The organism is Mesorhizobium sp. M0590 (assembly GCF_040320905.1).
Taxonomy (GTDB): domain Bacteria; phylum Pseudomonadota; class Alphaproteobacteria; order Rhizobiales; family Rhizobiaceae; genus Mesorhizobium.
In genome coordinates this window covers 112,054-126,873 of sequence record NZ_JAMYQN010000009.1, presented here as the reverse complement: position 1 = coordinate 126,873, position 14,820 = coordinate 112,054, and the positions used below count along the sequence as shown (strand labels likewise).

The window sequence follows — 14,820 nt, the reverse complement described above, 5'->3', positions numbered from 1 at the left end:
CGGGTCCGCTGGTCCAAATAATTTGAAGTCTGCGCTCTTTACACGAAACGCTCCCTCGACAAAACTGCAGCGACGTCTATTTCAGGCGATCATTTCCCAAGCATCATCGCGAGGCTTCCATGACCGTCGTCACGCCGAAATTCGGAACGAGCGCCTCTGTGTTGCGTCGCGAGGATGTGGCCTTCATCAAGGGCGCGCGGGAGGCGGGTACGATCGGGTCGATGCCTGCCGCGCTCAATGCGGTGACCGACGCGCACTACCGCACCTACGGCATCAGGCATATCGACATGCCGGCAACGCCGGCGTGCATCTGGGCGGCGATCGAGGAAGCAAAAGGGGCGTGACAGCCAGACCGGATTTGCCAGTGCTTGCAGTTGGCGACCTTGCCGGCGAGCACAGCACGCTGACCGGGATCTTGCTCAAGATCGTATCGGTGGCGGTCTTCGTCGGCATGTCGTCCTGCATCAAGGCGGCAGGCACCGTCCCGGCGGGCCAGATCGTCTTCTTCCGCTCCTTCTTTGCCATTTTTCCGATCATCGCCTTCCTCGCCTTCCAGGGAAAACTCGGAACCGCCTTTTCGACAAAGCGCCCGCTCAACCACATTGCGCGCGGCGTCGTCGGTGTCTGTGCCATGGGGCTCGGCTTCTTCGCGCTGACGCGGCTGCCGCTGCCGGAGGCGATCACACTGAACTACGCGCAGCCGCTGCTGGTCGTGGTGTTCAGTTCGATCTTCCTCGGCGAAGCCATCCGCATCTATCGCTGGAGTGCGGTTGCCGTCGGCCTGGTCGGGGTGCTGATCATCTCGTGGCCGGAACTGACGCTGCTCAGTTCGGGCGCTGCCCTTGGCGATCAGGAGGTGCTTGGCGTCATCGCCGCCCTGATAGCCGCGGCGATCTCGGCCATCGCCATGCTCCTGGTTCGCAACCTCGTCCAGAGCGAGCGGACGGCGACCATCGTGCTGTGGTTTTCGGTAACCGCGAGCGTCATGGCGCTGCTTTCGCTGCCATTCGGCTGGCAGGCGCTGACGCCAGCACAGGCGGGGCTTCTGATTGCCGCGGGTTTTTGCGGCGGGCTTGGCCAGATTCTGATGACCTCGGCCTATCGCCATGCCGAGGCTTCCGTCGTGGCACCGTTCGAATACACTTCGATGATCCTCGGCGTCGTCGTCGGCTATCTGGTCTTTGGCGATATCGCCACGATCAACATGCTGGTCGGCGGCATGATCGTGGTTGCGGCGGGGATTTTCATCATCTGGCGCGAGCGCCAGCTGGGTCTCGAACGCACCCGCACCCGCAAGGCCGTCGCGCCGGAAGGGTGATCAGCCCGCTGCGTCGGTCCGCTCTTTCGCCAGCCGCATCAGCACCGCCCGCGTCTGCTCGTCGGCGGGGAAAAAAGATTCGATCGCCAGCTCCGCCAGCGTCACGTCGAGCGGCGTGCCGAACACGGTGATGGTGCTGATGAACGACAGCACCGCGTCGCCATGGGCAAGCTTGAGCGGATGGACAATCGCGTTCGGCTCGACCGGCGCCGGCCGGCTGCTTTTAAGGCCGGACGGATAGGCCCGAAGCTCGCGCTCGAGCTCGACCAGAACCGGATCGGCGGCAGCGTCGTTCTGCCGCTTCAGCCGCTCCAGAAGATGCGTCCGCCATTCCGCAAGGTTGACGATGCGCGGCGCGATGCCGCCGGGATGCAGGCTGAGGCGCAAAACGTTGACCGGCGGCTTCAGCAGTGAGGCGTCGGCGACATTGGCGAGGAACGGGCCGATGGCGGCGTTCGCCGACACCAGGTTCCAATGCCGGTCGACGGCAAGCGCCGGGAACGGCTCGTGCGCCTTGAGCACGGTCTCGACCGCCGCCATCGCCGGTGCCATCGAGGCATCGTCAAGTGGTCGTTCGCTGAAGCTCGGGGCAAAGCCGGCGGCCAGCAGCAGCTGGTTGCGCTGCCTGAGCGGGATCGAAAGCTGCTCCGCCAGATGCAGCACCATGTCACGCGAGGGTGCGGCGCGGCCGCTTTCAACGAAACTCAGATGCCGCTGCGAGATCTCGGCCTCCATGGCGAGGTCGAGCTGGCTCATGCGCCGGCGTGTACGCCATTCGCGAATGAGACTGCCGGCGGAAATCTGGGCTGCTGTCATAACGAGATGACTAGGCCGGCAGTGGGCGCATTTCAATTACCTGCGAGGTCATGGTGCCGCCCTTCCTTCCTCGCAAGGGGAGGACGGAAGACGCGTTCTGCACCGTTACCCAAGTGCCCGCAACTTCGCCTTCACTTCGAGGAAATCCCGCCACGCCAGCTTCTTGTGCGCCGGCGTTCTCAACAAATAGGCCGGATGCAGGGTCGGCATGGCGGGAATGGCGACGCCAGACGGGGTCGTGTGGACGCGCCAGTTGCCGCGCAGCCGCAATATGCCTTCGGAGGTGTTGAGCAGGGTCTTTGCCGACGGGCCGCCGAGATTGACCAGCACCTTCGGATTGACCAGTTCGATCTGCCGCTCGATGAACGGCCGGCAGATCTCGGTCTCGTGCGGCGTCGGCGTGCGGTTGCCCGGCGGCCGCCAGGGAATCACGTTGGCGATGTAGGCAGATGTCCGGTCAAGACCGATCGCGGCCAGCATGCGGTCGAGCAGCCGGCCCGAGCGGCCGACGAACGGCAAGCCCTCTATGTCCTCGTCGCGGCCCGGTGCTTCGCCGACCAGCATCACCGCGGCAGTCGGATTGCCGTCGGCGAACACCAGGTTCTTGGCGGTGAATTTAAGATTGCAGCCGTTGAATGCCGCCATGTGCTGGCGAAGCTCGTCGAGGTTTGCCGCCGATCTCGCCAGTTGCCGCGCCAATGCCGCCTGCGCCTCGTCGGGCACCGTTGACATGGCCGGGGACGTTCGCACTGCCGGTGCCGTATTCGGTCTCTCGCCCATTTCGCCGCGCGACACGCTCGTCGAGCGATGAGGCGATGCATTTTCACCGGCCGGCAGAGCGGCCGCCGCAGGCACCCGCTCGGGCGGCCTGGCTTCTGCAAACCTGTTTACCGGCTGTTCTTCAAGTGCCTCGTCGACGCCGGCGCTGGCGTAGAAGGCCAGCAGCTCGGCGAGATCGGCTCGGCTAGTGTGGGGGGCGGCAGTCATGGTTTCACATTCGGCCGCGGAGCTTGAATTTGCAAGTTCAGCTCGACGGTATGCGCGGATCCTGCACGAGATAGAACGTCCAGCGCGGCGTGTAGTCGGTGATCAGGAAATAGAAGCTGGCGGTCTTCAGCGGGTCGATCTTGCCGTTCTTGAACAGCAGGCGGTCATACGGTTCGAAATTGCGGTCGAAATCGGCGTAGCTGCTCGACCAGATATTTTCGGGCGTTTTGTTGCGCTGGTCGAACGACAGGCCGTCGCCGAACACGCTCGGCTGGTCGAGGATCTCCTGGAGTTCGAACTGGAACTCGACCCAGGCTTGGCCGCTATTGTTGAGCACGTCGATGCGCATATACATCAGACCATTGGCGAAGTCTCCCGCCTTGCCGAACGGCTGGATCGGCCTTGTCGTGCGAATGGCCAGCGTTACCGGCGTCGCTGAATTCAGCTCTTCGGTGATGACCAGCGGATCCTCTTTCGTGCCGATGCCGGAAGCCCCGGTGATGCGGAAACCGCCGCGCTCGTCGGAAAAGGAATAGGCGCCGGTCGCCCAGACCAGTTGCTGCTCGGCACGGGCATCGAGGGCCGTCAGTGGCAGAAGCGCCAAGAGCGCCGCACGGCAAAACCGGCCGGGCGTGAAAAAAAAGCGCGTCGATGAAAAGCCAGCCGGCCCGAATATGCGCATGGCGGGAAGTATGGCCGATAAGCAAGCCGTCGAACAATTAAAAACATCAGTGCGACATATCTGTGCAAACGGAATAGGATTGAAGATTGATGCTCGTCACCGCGAATCTGTGCGGCAGGACGCGACTTTTTGACGAAATCGGTATTGTCACGTCCGCGCCGGTTTCCCGTCGCTATTTGATGCGCTATGCAGCGCGTGAGCCAGCAAGATGCCGGGAATAGCGAGCCAGTGAGGGATCGATGAGCGATATCGAACGCGAAAGCATGGAATTCGACGTGGTCATCGTCGGCGCCGGCCCGGCCGGCCTCGCCGCCGCGATCCGTCTCAAGCAGGTCAATCCCGAGCTTTCCGTCGTCGTGCTGGAAAAGGGCGGCGAAGTCGGCGCGCACATCCTGTCCGGCGCCGTCGTCGATCCGATCGGCATCGACCGGCTGCTGCCCGGCTGGCGCGAAGAGGAGGGTCATCCCTTCAGGACACCGGTCACCGATGACCATTTCCTGGTTCTCGGCCCCGCCGGTTCGTTCCGTCTGCCCAATATCCTGATGCCGCCGCTGATGAACAATCACGGCAACTATATCGTCTCGCTCGGCAATGTCTGCCGCTGGCTGGCGACCAAGGCCGAGGCGCTGGGCGTCGAGATCTATCCGGGCTTTGCCGCGGTCGGCCTGCTCTACAACGAGGCCGGTGCGGTCACCGGCGTCGTCACCGGCGACATGGGCGTCGAGAAGGACGGCACGCACGGTCCGGGCTTTGCGCCGGGCATGGCGCTGATGGGCAAATATGTCTTGATCGGCGAGGGCGCGCGTGGCTCGCTGGCCAAGCAACTGATCGCCAAACACCACCTTTCCGACGGCCGCGAGCCCGGAAAATACGGCATCGGCCTCAAGGAACTCTGGCAGATCAAACCGGAAAACCACCGGCCGGGCCTTGTCCAGCATTCCTTCGGCTGGCCGCTCGATTTGAAGACCGGCGGCGGCTCCTTCCTCTACCATCTCGAGGACAACCAGGTGGCAGTCGGCTTCGTCGTTCACCTGAACTACAAGAACCCCTATCTGTCGCCCTTTGACGAGTTCCAGCGCTTCAAGACACATCCGGCGATCCGCGGCACCTTCGAGGGTGCCAAGCGGCTGGGCTATGGTGCCCGCGCCATCACCGAAGGCGGCTGGCAGTCGGTGCCGAAACTGTCCTTCCCCGGCGGTGCGCTGATCGGCTGCGCGGCCGGCTTCGTCAACGTGCCGCGCATCAAGGGCTCGCACAATGCCGTGCTCTCCGGAATGCTGGCGGCCGAGCATGTCTGTGATGCGATAGCCGCCGGCCGCACCAATGACGAGTTGGCCTCCTACGAGGCCGCCTGGCGCGCCACCGATATCGGCAAGGACCTGAAGAAAGTGCGCAACGTCAAGCCGCTATGGTCGCGCTTCGGCACCATTGTCGGCGTCGGCCTTGGCGGCCTCGACATGTGGCTGAACACGCTGTTCGGCTTCTCGCCCTTCGGCACGATGAAGCACGGCAGGGCCGACTATGCGACGCTGGAACCGGCCGCCGCGCACCAGAAGATCGCCTACCCGAAGCCGGACGGGGTGCTGACCTTCGACCGGCTGTCGTCGGTGTTCCTGTCCAACACCAACCACGAGGAGAACGAGCCGGTGCATCTGCTCGTCGCCGACATGGACCTGCAGAAGCGCTCTGAGCATGACGTCTATGCGGGACCCTCGACGCGTTACTGCCCGGCCAGCGTCTACGAATGGGTCGACAAGGATGGCAATGCCGCCGCCGATCCTGCGGCCAAGGATGTGCGTTTCGTCATCAACGCGCAGAACTGCGTGCACTGCAAGACTTGCGATATCAAGGACCCGAACCAGAACATAAATTGGGTGCCGCCACAGGGCGGCGAGGGCCCGGTCTACCAGAACATGTAAGTCACAAGGTTTGCTCCGGACTAAACAAGATGAGGAGCAGCGCAACCGTAGGATTGTTGAATAAACCGCCTGCCTGTGTTTCCTTTCTGCGGCGACAGGGAGGAAGGAAAAATGCGCCTGGCAGTTCTGACGAGCGTTGTGGCGATCGGGGCATTGTGCGCCCCTGCAGCCTTGGCCGGCACTAAGGTGCTGGTCAAGACACGAACTTACAACATTGCCGGAACCACCGGCGCGGCCCTGATCGAGGCCATGGATCGCAGTGGGCCGAAGCACGGCTTCATGACCCACGCCATCGCGCAGACCGGCTACAGCGTCGATGATTGGACCTTCGACGCCCAACGGGAAAACGGCGTCTGCCGCCTGCGCCAGGCCAACGGGACGCTCAATCTCTTCTATACCTATCCCAAACTAGTCTCAGCCACGTCGCCTGCGCTGCAGAAGCGCTGGAAGCGGTTCTTCGCTGGCGTTCGCGCCCATGAAGAGACCCATGGCCGCATCGCCAGACAGATGATGCGGGCCACCGAAAAGTCGGTTCGAGGGCTGACAGTCGGTGATGACCCGCACTGTTTCGAGGCACGTCGCGAGGCAAAGCGCCGGATCAATGCCATCTATGCCGAATACGAGGCAAAGCAGATCGCCTTCGATGCGCACGAGCATCGCGACGGCGGCCCTGTCGAGCACCTCATCCGCGCTTTTGTGGGCCAGTAATAAGCCAGGTCGAGATTGGACTGCGGATTTTCAGCTTCGCGTCCCGCCAGGCAGCGCCGCAAGCGCGGTCGCCGTCTGGTGCTCGTCGAGCGGCTTTTGTTCATCCGACCGAAGCGAAAACTCCACCAGCACCGGCAGATGGTCTGAGCCGGTGTCCTCAAGGGTCGACGCCGAATGGATAACAATGGCGCCCTTGCTGAAGACCTGGTCGATCGGCAGTCCGGCGAAGCGCAGGAAATCCGGCAGCCTTCTGTAGAGCCAGGTCGGCCCGACCGACGGCATTACAGTCAGCTTGCCAAGCGATGCGACGCGCCGGACGGCGGCGCTCCATGGCGCTGCGTTGCAGTCGCCTGCCAGGATCGACGTCTCGCCAAGCGAGGCGATTTCGTCAGACAACCCTCCAATCTGCCGTGATTGGTTGTGCGGCCATGGCCAGGTGAGGTGGATGGCGGCGACATCGACGTCGGTTCCGCCGAAATCGACCGTGGCGATCGCCATCGCGCCGCGGCTGTCGCAGTGCGGCTCCGTGCCTATGCCAAACGGTCGTCTGGACAGCAGCGCAACGCCGAACACGCCATTGGGATATGGGCAGAGGATCCGGTAGGGATAGCCGCCGGATAGCAGCCCAAGCTTTGCCTTCCACGTTTCGGACACCTCGTCGAGGGTGATAACATCAGGCTGGGTCCGGCCGATCAGCGACAGCACCTTCTCAGGCGTTGGATTGTTGAACCTGAGGTTCATCTGCAGCAGGCGGTAGACTGGCTCGTCACCGGGTTTGGCTTCGTAGGCGGCCTGCACCTGCCATAGCCGCGAAAGCGGCAAGGCATTCGGCGTGGTGGCAAAGGAGGCTATCGCAAACAGCAATGCGACCGCGGCCTGCAGGCGAAACGAGGTGGCGAGCAGCGGCAGCGCGCAAAGCGCCATCAGCACCGAAAAATGGACGCGGAAATGAGCAAAGGAATCGAGGGCCGGATGCAGCGATCCGAAGAACCCGGCCACCAGCGCGGCCGAGAGTGCAAGCATTGCGACGAATGCCAGCGCAACCGTCATGTCCCAAACACGTGCCATCGCTTTGTCTATCGGCAGAAGTGCGGCTCAATCAAGATGACGAAATGTCCTGACCTGGACCGACACATGCGATTCGGCATTTACTGGAAGGCAGTTTCCGAAAAGCTCCTGAGTTTGCGCGAATGCAGCCGCTCCATCGGCATTTCAGCCAGCTTCTCCATCGCCCTGATGCCGATGGTCAGATGCTGCGCTACTTGCCGCTTGTAGAACTCGGTCGCCATGCCCGGCAACTTCAATTCGCCATGCAGCGGCTTGTCGGATACGCAAAGCAGCGTGCCATAGGGCACCCTGAAGCGGAAGCCGTTGGCGGCGATCGTCGCCGATTCCATGTCGAGAGCGATCGCCCGCGACTGCGACAGCCGCTGCACCGGCCCGCGCTGGTCGCGCAGCTCCCAGTTGCGGTTGTCGATGGTGGCGACGGTGCCGGTGCGCATGATGCGCTTGAGGTCGTAGCCGGAAAGCCCGGTGACCTCGGCGACCGCTTCCTGCAGCGCCACTTGGATTTCAGCCAGCGGCGGGATCGGCACCCAGACCGGAAGATCGTCGTCGAGGACATGGTCTTCCCGAACATAAGCGTGTGCCAGCACATAATCGCCCAGCGCCTGCGTGTTGCGCAGGCCGGCGCAATGGCCGAGCATCACCCAGGCATGCGGCCGGAGCACCGCAATATGGTCGGTGATGGTCTTGGCATTGGAAGGGCCAACGCCGATATTGACCATGGTGATGCCGCCATGGTTCGGCTTCTTCAAATGATAGGCCGGCATCTGCGGCAGGCGAGGGGGCGCAGCACCCTCACCAGGCGCGCTGTCGCCCACTTTGGTCACGATATTGCCCGGCTCGACGAACTCTACATATCCGTTACCGCCATTGGCCATCAATTCGCGTGCACGGGCGACGAATTCGTCGATGTAGAACTGGTAGTTGGTGAACAGCACGAAGTTCTGGAAATGCTGGGGACTGGTCGCCGTATAGTGCGACATCCGATGCAGCGAATAGTCGATCCGTTGTGCGGTGAACGGCGCCAGCGGCCGTGCCTCGCCCAATCCCACTTCAAAGGTACCGTTGGCGATCTGGTCGTCGGTGCCGTCGAGATCCGGCACGTCGAACAGGTCACGGATCGGCCGTTTGATGCGCTCCGCAGCGGCGCCGTCGACATGCGTGCCTTCGAGAAAAGCGAAATGCAGCGGGATGGGAGTGGTCGATTCCGAAACCGTGACCGGAACGCCGTGGTTGCGCATGATCAGCCGAAGCTGTTCGGTGAGGTAGCTTTCGAAAAGAGCAGGCTGGGTGACGGTGGTTGAGAAATGCCCCGGCGTCGGCATGTGGCCATAGGCCTGCCTTGAGTCGATTTGGGTGAACGAACTCGTGGTGACGCCGATCTCCGGATAGAAGGCCCGGTAGCGTTTGTTGTTGTCGCCGCCCGCGGCGAGCGCGGCAAATGAATCGCGCAGGAACTTGGTGTTGCGGTCGTAAAGCACCTGCAGGGCCGCGACCGCCTTCTTGGCATCGTTGAAGCTCTGTCGGCCAAACGGCTCCGGCGTGACGACCGATTCAATGGCTTGGGGATAGATTCGCTTTTCCATGACTCAATATAGAGAGTTGGACGCGCGGTTGGGAGGGGGTAAGGCGGCCTCAATACGCGCTGTCGGCGTTTTTCGGTCTGCTAACCGCGCTGCAGGCTAACCAGCAGCACAAAGCCGAGGCCTGACTTCCTCAACGCAGGCGCCTCGATCGTCGAGCCAGCATTGGTGCGCATCGTCGGCACGGCCAGTACCGGGACCGAAAGAACAGTCAGGATGCGCGCCGCGCGCGGCAGCAGCCGAAGCGTCTTGAGGGTGTTGGCGGCGAGGCGGTTCATCGGCGTTTTGCTTTTCTCTAAAGGTTCAGCTCTTTGTCGTTTCAGTGGTGAAGATGGTTCAAGCAACCGAGTCGGCAGGAACTGGCGACGTCCCAGGAGCGGGACGGCCGGCCGGCTTCGGCGACAAGGACGGCGAACAACATGCCGAACAGGCTCATCAGCAGGCAGACGATGGTGAAGCGGCGGGCAAGCATTGCGCGGTGTCTCCTTCAATACGCATGACAATGCCTTGCCCCGGCTGAACCGGCTCTGATGGCTCCGTTCATCTGGGGTTCAAAATGGTTGATGATCTCTGGGCGTGCCGCCTTGAAAGCAGCGACCTATGGCGACGCCGCGGCTGCGAGACCGATAACATGAAAACGGGGCCGACTGGCCCCGCTCACCCCTGGCAGGAATGGCACGATCAGAGCTTATGCCAGGTCTGGCTCTTGCAGATCAGCCCGCCGAGCACGCAGCCGCTCATCTTGAGCGAACTGCCGGAAAGCGATGCTTTGCCCGAATAGGTCTTGTCGGTTTCCGGGTCGGTTATGGTGCCGGCATATTTGTTGTCGCCGGCAACCTTCAGTGAACCGATGTTCTTGCCGGCAAATTTGCCGGATTTGAGCGTAATCGAAAATGCCCCGCCGCCACCCGAAATGGCGGCAGTCGATCCGGCTTGCGTTTTCCAATTGCCTTCGATCGGATCGGCCCATGCCGCGCCGGTCATCATTATTGCGGCCGCGAGGGCCAGGCTCACTTGTCGAAACATGTCTTTCCTCCCTCAGGTAAGTCCAATCGGGCTCCGTCCCGGGTGTCTGCCCCTTACGCAAACGTAAGCTAGTCCAGCTCCCGGAAAAACAAAAGCGGTGCCGCGACGGAAGGGTTGCGGGTTTTTGCCCGCTCCCGAACGGCCGCGCCGGCGAAAAATGAAACGGGCCGCACACGTCTTTGTCTTCTGTGGTTAGCGGAGTCTTGATCCGCGCCTCGCAAGTTTTCTTCAAATCTTGTGCAAACCGGCGCGATTGCTGGCTTTGTATCCTTAACGAATTTTCGCGTTTACCTCTTGTTTTAGCTTTGTTTTCCTCAAATTAAGCACGCCATTTAACGACGGATTCAAGCCTCCGGGGCATTCTCGAAAGCATCGAAAGAGCGGCCGCCCCCGACGGTAATCAAGGACACCGAGGGACAGACGGAGACAGCTCTCGGGAGCCAGAACAGGGGATTTGAAATGGCACGTTTTGAAATGCTTGAAGCCGGCTTCGGCGCCATGGGGGCAACTGCCCAGGCCGATATTCTCTTCGAGTTGGGCATGATGTATGCGACTGGCCGCGATTGCGAGACCGATGTCGTCGCCGCCCACAAATGGTTCAACATCGCCGCGATCAAGGGTTCGGCCCGCGCCGCTGAACTGCGCTCCGAATTGTCTGCCGCCATGTCGAAGGTCGAGATCGCCAAGGCGCTGCGCGAAGCTCGCGAATGGATGACGATGCACTGAATTCGCCGGCATCGACTTCACAAGGGTACTGACCTCACAACAGGGATGCTTCGGGTCAAGGCCGCGCAGAGGGCCGGGCCCGAAAAATCAAGGCCGCGCAAGACGGCTGAGCCAACAAGATCAAGAACACGGCGGCAAGCTGTGCAATAGACAGGGAAGGCGAGCGGGTCCTGGCGCCGATGGGAAGCTCATGGCAAAAGCCGCGACCGGCCGGAACAAGGCTGGCGCGGCTTTGTCTTTGGGACTGCGTGTTGCAGGCCCAATCGAGTGCCGACGATGCGTCTAGACAGCCCCGGTGAAGGGTGAAATTCTCCCGCCACTCTGGAAGAGGCGCGGCCGGGATGGTCGCGCGAGAGTGGAGGAGTTGTGTCACCATGAAGAAATTCAGTATTTTGAGCGCCGCCATATTTGGCCTAATGATGACCGCGCCGGTAGCCTTCGCCGACGACATCACCTTTTCGGTGGTCGGACCGATGACCGGTCAGCTTGCCACCATCGGCGATCAGTTCAAGCAGGGCGCGCAAGCCGCCGCCGACGCGATCAACGCGGCGGGCGGCGTCGACGGCCGCCAGATCAAGCTCGACATCGAGGACGACCAGTGCGATCCGAAGCAGGCGGTTTCGGTCGCCAACCGCATCATCGCCAATGGTGTCAAGTTCATCGATGGCCACGCCTGCTCGGGCTCCAGCATCCCGGCCTCCGCCGTCTACGCCGAAGCCGGTGCGCTGATGATGAGTCCGGCTTCCTCGAACCCGGTACTAACCGACGCAGCGGCGAAGGCCGGCTGGCCGACGATCATGCGCCTCTATACGCGCGACGATGCGCAGGGCGCTTTCATCGGTCCATGGATCGCCAAGAAATATGCCGGCAAGAACGTCGTCATCATGCACGACAAGAGCGCCTATGGGCAGGGCGTGGCCGATGCCGTCAAGGCAACGATGAACCAGAACGGTCTCAAAGAGATCCTCTACGAGGGCATCAACGCCGGCGAGAAGGACTATTCCGCGCTTGTTACCAAGCTCAAGGAGCTGAAAGCCGACGTCGTCTATTTCGGCGGCTATCACCCCGAAGCCGGCCTGATCCTGCGCCAGTCGGCGGAGCAGAACCTCAAGTTCCAGTTGATCATGCCGGACTCGATCGCTTCCCCGGAATTCTGGCAGGTTGCCGGTCCGGCCGGCGAAGGCACCATGTTCGTCTTCCCATCGGACCCGCAGGCGAAGCCCGAAGCCAAGGAAGCCATCGCCAAGATCAAGGCCGGCGGCTTCGTGCCGGAGGGCTTCACGCTGTTTTCCTATGCGGTGATCCAGGCCTTCGCCGAAGGCATCAAACGCGCCGGCAGCGACGATCCGGCAAAAGTCGCTGAAGCGTTAAAGAACGGCCAGCCGATCAGCACGGTTGTCGGCTCGGTCACCTTCGACGAGAAGGGCGACCTCAAAAACGCCAGCTACGACATCAACCAGTGGCACGACGGCAAATACGCGCCGATCCAGCCGTGATGGCCGCGGCGCCGCAAGACGCGCTGCTGTAATTGAACATGGCCGGGGTCAAACCCGGCCATGTTGTTTTTGGCGACGCCTTTGTCACGCGTTCGAGATCACTTCGTGGATAGGGAAACAGCAGTCAACTGAGGTTCCTCGGCAAAGCGAACCAGCACGGTGCCGTCGGTTACCTGCGCGCCTTCGGCAGCAATCTCGGCGATAACCCCGTCATGGGGCGCGGCAATGGTGTGCTCCATCTTCATCGCCTCCAGGATCAGCAGCGGCTGGCCCTTGATCACGGACTCGCCTCTGGCTGCACGCACCAATTTGACTAGGCCGGGCATTGGCGCGCGCAGGCTGCCGGAAGCGGCGGCGGCTTCGTCGGCTCGCGCCAGCGGATCCGGCACGGCAAAACCGTAGCCTATTGCACCATCGAAGACCGTGACGTGGCCCGGCCAGCGGGCGAGGCGAGGCGCGGCGCGAAGATCATGCGAATTGACGCTGTCATAGGGCGCATCCAGCGCCACCTCGAACCGTCCGTCCGGCCGCACCGACACGCGCGTGACGATCTCCTGCTCGCCAAACTTCAGCAGCATGCGCCGCGCTACAGTGTGGAAATGCGCATAGCCGGCCAGTGACGACCAGGGATCGTCCGAGGACGGCAAGTCGCCCGCACCGGACGCGGCAAGTGCCGCGGCGGCAATCGTCTCACCGCTCGGCGGCGGAACCGCCGTCAACGCCTGCAGATGCCTAGCGATCAGGCCGGTATCGACATCGCCCGCCGCAAAATCTGCATCAGCGACTAGGGCGGCAAGGAAGGCAGTGTTGACCGTCGAGCCGGCGATTTCTGTCTGCGACAGCGCCGCGCCAAGCGCTGTGAGCGCTGCCCGTCTGTCCTTGCCGTGGATGATCAGCTTGGCGATCATCGGGTCGTAAAACGGCGAAATCGCATCGCCGGCGCGCACACCGGTTTCGATGCGCATGGTCGCACCCTCCGGTGCCGGCTGCGGAAATTTCAAATGGTGCAAGGTGCCGGTCGCCGGCAAAAACCCTCTTGCCGCGTCCTCGGCATAGATGCGCGCCTCGAAGGCGTGGCCGGAGAGCGCGATCTCGCTCTGCGTCTTCGGCAGTTTTTCGCCGGAGGCTACCCGCAACTGCCACTCGACCAGGTCGATGCCGGTGACCATTTCGGTGACGGGGTGCTCGACCTGCAGGCGGGTGTTCATTTCCATGAACCAGAAACGGTCGGCCTTCAGCCCTTGCGAGGCATCGACGATGAACTCGATCGTGCCGGCGCCGGAATAGTGGATTGCCTTGGCGGCTTTCACCGCCGCCTCGGTCATCGCCTTGCGCAGTGCCGGCGTCATGCCCGGGGCAGGCGCCTCCTCGATCACCTTCTGGTGGCGGCGCTGTGCCGAGCAGTCGCGTTCGTGAAGATGCACGGCGTTGCCGAAATTGTCACCAAACACCTGCACTTCGATGTGGCGCGGCTTGTCGACATATTTTTCCACCAAGACGCGGTCGTCACCGAACGCGGCTTTCGCCTCGCGCCGCGCGCCCGACAGTGCTTCCGAAAAATCATCGGGATGCTCGACGCGCCGCATGCCTTTGCCGCCGCCGCCGGCGCGCGCCTTGATCAGTACGGGGTAGCCTATCTCGCGCGCCTTGGAGGCGAGCAACACGATCTCCTGCGCTTCGCCATGGTAGCCCGGAACGACAGGCACGCCGGCCTTTTCCATCAGCCGCTTGGCCGCGTCCTTCAGTCCCATGGCGCGGATCGAGGCCGCCGACGGGCCAATGAAGATCAGCCCAGCCGCCGCGACCTGGTCGACGAATTCGGGGTTTTCCGAAAGAAAGCCGTAGCCCGGATGGATGGCCTCGGCACCTGTGGCCAAGGCCGCCGCAATGATCTTGTCGCCGCGCAGATAGCTTTCGTTGGCGGGAGAGGCGCCGATATGCACCGCTTCGTCGGCCATTTCGACATGCAAGGCGCGATCGTCGGCGTCGGAATAGACGGCGACGCTGCGCACACCCATCCTGCGTGCCGTGCGGATCACCCGGCAGGCGATCTCGCCACGGTTGGCGATCAGGATCTTGGCGAACATCGGGCCTCCACAGGCAGAGCTGCCGCCAACGGCGCGAATTCTCGTCACGCGAACTGCGGCAATGCCCTGCTTTGTAGTCTGGCGGTCAAAGGGTAGGCAAGCGAGGCCTGCCTACTTTGAGGCCGCGATTTCGCAAGCTCCCCCGGTCGTGACCCTGTAACGGTCGCGGGTGACCTGGCAGGATTTCATCGCCATATCCTCGGCAGCCTTTTGCGAGGGCGCATTCAAGCGCGAGCCGCACAGGATGTACAACGAACGCACCCGGGAATACGGAGTGGTCGCATAAGCTGAATGGCCGCTGGCCGCCACATAGGCCTTATATGCCTTGGTGCATGGCCGATCCGCGGTCGCCGGAAAATACGGGTAGAAGCGGACGTCGCCCTTGCTTCCAGCCAGCGATTCCGCCG

General features: G+C 62.5%; 16 protein-coding genes. 7 read left to right on the top strand and 9 right to left on the bottom strand.

Features of this window, described 5'->3' with window-relative positions:
* Window positions 1–119 precede the first annotated feature (119 nt).
* Window positions 120–344 carry a hypothetical protein gene (locus tag NKI52_RS16940; protein ID WP_352698794.1) on the top strand — a complete coding sequence of 75 codons (225 nt, stop codon included), beginning with the start codon at window positions 120–122 and terminating at the stop codon, window positions 342–344.
* Entirely contained in the window at window positions 341–1,318 is a 978-nt protein-coding gene (locus NKI52_RS16935) for a DMT family transporter (protein ID WP_502897762.1), read from the top strand. Before NKI52_RS16940 ends, NKI52_RS16935 begins: the two co-directional genes overlap by 4 nt.
* Here the strand turns inward: NKI52_RS16935 and NKI52_RS16930 are convergent, their stop codons facing one another.
* The 3 genes from NKI52_RS16930 to NKI52_RS16920 all read right to left on the bottom strand — a co-directional run bounded on the left by NKI52_RS16930 (window position 1,319) and on the right by NKI52_RS16920 (window position 3,803).
* A complete protein-coding gene (locus NKI52_RS16930) occupies window positions 1,319–2,134 on the bottom strand; it encodes a helix-turn-helix domain-containing protein (protein ID WP_352471021.1) in 816 nt (271 codons plus the stop codon). It abuts the gene before it with no gap.
* Between the two features lie 105 nt (window positions 2,135–2,239).
* On the bottom strand, window positions 2,240–3,121 hold the full coding sequence (locus tag NKI52_RS16925) for a uracil-DNA glycosylase (protein ID WP_352698688.1): 882 nt from the start codon (window positions 3,119–3,121) through the stop codon (window positions 2,240–2,242).
* A gap of 37 nt (window positions 3,122–3,158) precedes the next feature.
* Window positions 3,159–3,803, bottom strand: coding sequence for a hypothetical protein (locus NKI52_RS16920; protein WP_023677808.1), 645 nt, complete (start codon window positions 3,801–3,803; stop codon window positions 3,159–3,161).
* Here NKI52_RS16920 and NKI52_RS16915 point away from each other — a divergent pair.
* The 3 genes from NKI52_RS16915 to NKI52_RS16905 all read left to right on the top strand — a co-directional run bounded on the left by NKI52_RS16915 (window position 3,754) and on the right by NKI52_RS16905 (window position 6,430).
* On the top strand, window positions 3,754–3,936 hold the full coding sequence (locus tag NKI52_RS16915; protein WP_198023574.1) for a hypothetical protein: 183 nt from the start codon (window positions 3,754–3,756) through the stop codon (window positions 3,934–3,936). The two genes, NKI52_RS16920 and NKI52_RS16915, sit on opposite strands and share 50 nt — an antisense overlap.
* 106 nt (window positions 3,937–4,042) lie before the next feature.
* Window positions 4,043–5,722, top strand: coding sequence for an electron transfer flavoprotein-ubiquinone oxidoreductase (locus NKI52_RS16910; RefSeq protein WP_352698686.1), 1,680 nt, complete (start codon window positions 4,043–4,045; stop codon window positions 5,720–5,722).
* Between the two features lie 111 nt (window positions 5,723–5,833).
* Complete coding sequence (locus NKI52_RS16905; RefSeq protein ID WP_352501795.1) at window positions 5,834–6,430, top strand: DUF922 domain-containing protein; 597 nt, start codon at window positions 5,834–5,836, stop codon at window positions 6,428–6,430.
* Window positions 6,431–6,460: 30 nt separating this feature from the next.
* On the opposite strand, the gene NKI52_RS16900 is transcribed toward NKI52_RS16905, so the two are convergent.
* The 5 genes from NKI52_RS16900 to NKI52_RS16880 form a co-directional block, all read right to left on the bottom strand.
* Entirely contained in the window at window positions 6,461–7,498 is a 1,038-nt protein-coding gene (locus NKI52_RS16900) for an endonuclease/exonuclease/phosphatase family protein (protein ID WP_352698684.1), read from the bottom strand.
* A gap of 80 nt (window positions 7,499–7,578) precedes the next feature.
* Window positions 7,579–9,081 (bottom strand): AMP nucleosidase, encoded by a 1,503-nt coding sequence (locus NKI52_RS16895; RefSeq protein WP_352698682.1) that lies wholly within the window; start codon window positions 9,079–9,081, stop codon window positions 7,579–7,581.
* Between the two features lie 80 nt (window positions 9,082–9,161).
* On the bottom strand, window positions 9,162–9,356 hold the full coding sequence (locus tag NKI52_RS16890; protein ID WP_352698680.1) for a hypothetical protein: 195 nt from the start codon (window positions 9,354–9,356) through the stop codon (window positions 9,162–9,164).
* Between the two features lie 41 nt (window positions 9,357–9,397).
* Complete coding sequence (locus tag NKI52_RS16885) at window positions 9,398–9,550, bottom strand: hypothetical protein (protein ID WP_023677802.1); 153 nt, start codon at window positions 9,548–9,550, stop codon at window positions 9,398–9,400.
* Window positions 9,551–9,759: 209 nt separating this feature from the next.
* Complete coding sequence (locus NKI52_RS16880) at window positions 9,760–10,104, bottom strand: DUF2147 domain-containing protein (RefSeq protein WP_023677801.1); 345 nt, start codon at window positions 10,102–10,104, stop codon at window positions 9,760–9,762.
* A 459-nt stretch (window positions 10,105–10,563) separates the two neighbouring features.
* Between NKI52_RS16880 and NKI52_RS16875 the strand changes: the two genes are divergently transcribed.
* Window positions 10,564–10,830, top strand: a complete 267-nt coding sequence (locus NKI52_RS16875; protein WP_010915070.1) for an SEL1-like repeat protein — start codon at window positions 10,564–10,566, stop codon at window positions 10,828–10,830.
* A 374-nt stretch (window positions 10,831–11,204) separates the two neighbouring features.
* Window positions 11,205–12,326: a branched-chain amino acid ABC transporter substrate-binding protein gene (locus NKI52_RS16870; protein ID WP_023677800.1), complete on the top strand. Its 1,122-nt coding sequence runs from the start codon at window positions 11,205–11,207 to the stop codon at window positions 12,324–12,326.
* A gap of 98 nt (window positions 12,327–12,424) precedes the next feature.
* Here the strand turns inward: NKI52_RS16870 and NKI52_RS16865 are convergent, their stop codons facing one another.
* Complete coding sequence (locus tag NKI52_RS16865) at window positions 12,425–14,413, bottom strand: acetyl/propionyl/methylcrotonyl-CoA carboxylase subunit alpha (protein ID WP_352591960.1); 1,989 nt, start codon at window positions 14,411–14,413, stop codon at window positions 12,425–12,427.
* Window positions 14,414–14,820 lie beyond the last annotated feature (407 nt).